We start from the raw sequence: 1,444 nt of genomic DNA, 5'->3' as shown, positions 1-1,444 counted from the left end.
CCGCCCTTCGGGGCGGCGCTTTTGTTTCACCCTCTGCTTTACCGGTGGGGGCCGACCGTTGGTCGGTACACCTTCCGGATCTGCCGCCAACAGCAGCCGGCCAGCGGCCGGCTCTACCAGAGCGCCTGCATGCCTTCGACTGCCCTGATCCAGAACGACATCGTCGTCTTCGGTTTGATTGCCGCCACCCTTGGCGCCGTGTTCTGGACCGCCTCGCGGGAGCAGGGCCTGTGGAAGCGCGTCTACACCTTCGTGCCGGCACTGCTGCTGTGTTACCTGATTCCCGGCATCTACAACACTGTGGGCCTGATCGACGGGCAGAACACCCGGCTCTACAACCCGATCGCGCGCGACATCCTGCTGCCGGCGGCGCTGATCCTGCTGACCCTTGCGGTCGACATCAAGGGCATCCTGCGGCTTGGCCCGAAGCTGGTGCTGATGTACCTGGGTGCCTCGGCCAGCATCATGCTCGGTGCGGTGGTGGCGTTCCTGCTGATGCGTGCCGTGCATCCGGAAACCGTGGCCGGAGACACCTGGGCCGGCATGGCCGCGCTGGCGGGCAGCTGGATCGGCGGCGGCGCCAACATGCTGGCGATGCGTGAAGTGTTCGACGTCAATGCGACCACCTTCGGACAGTTCGCGGTGGTCGACGTCGGGGTCGGCTACGTATGGATGGCCGCGCTGATCTTCCTGGCCGGGCGCGCGGCGAAGATCGACGCGCGCAGTGGCGCCGATACCTCGGCCATCGATGAGCTGAAGGAGCGCATCGCGCGCTTCCAGGCCGAACACGAACGCATTCCCAGCCTGACCGACCTGATGCTGATCGTGGCGGTGGCCTTCGGCGGTGTCGGCCTGGCTCACGCCATTGGCGCACCGCTGGCGGCGTGGTTCAAGGCGAATGTCAGCTGGGCTGCGCAGTTCAGCCTGGACGCGCCGTTCGTGTGGGTGGTGGTGCTGTCGACCACGCTCGGCCTCAGCCTGAGTTTCACCCGTGCGCGCAACCTGGAAGGCGCGGGCGCATCGCGCCTGGGCTCGCTGCTGCTGTACTTCCTGATCGCCTGCATCGGCATGCAGATGGATCTGCTGGCGCTGCTGGACCGCCCGTGGCTGTTCCTGCTGGGCATCATCTGGATCAGCGTGCACATCGTGCTGCTGTGGTGCCTGGGCAAGCTGCTGAAGGTACCGTTCTTCTATTTCGCCATCGGTTCGCAGTCGAACATCGGTGGCCCAGCCTCGGCGCCGGTGGTGGCCGCGGCGTTCCATCCGGCCCTGGCGCCGGTCGGCGTGCTGCTGGGGACGATGGGCTATGCCACCGGCACGTACCTGGCCTACATCGTCGGCATCACCCTGCGCGCGCTGGCCGGGCAGGGCTGATACGGTGATGGGGTCAGATCCCTTTTGCGACGCAAAAAGGATCTGACCCCGGTTCCCGGTGAATCACGCC

At 66.3% G+C, this 1,444-nt stretch carries 1 protein-coding gene; it reads left to right on the top strand.

Annotated features, from left to right (window positions below):
• Positions 1-129 precede the first annotated feature (129 nt).
• The gene (locus ABGA94_RS08890; RefSeq protein WP_005415680.1) at positions 130-1,374 is read left to right on the top strand and encodes a DUF819 domain-containing protein; all 1,245 of its coding nucleotides are present in this window, start codon (positions 130-132) and stop codon (positions 1,372-1,374) included.
• The last annotated feature ends 70 nt before the right edge of the window (positions 1,375-1,444 follow it).

The sequence above is a fragment of the Stenotrophomonas sp. 3diitr2024 genome, from assembly GCF_042136455.1.
GTDB lineage: Bacteria > Pseudomonadota > Gammaproteobacteria > Xanthomonadales > Xanthomonadaceae > Stenotrophomonas > Stenotrophomonas sepilia.
The sequence above is the reverse complement of the archived record's forward strand: the minus strand, read 5'-3'. Positions and strand labels throughout refer to the sequence as shown.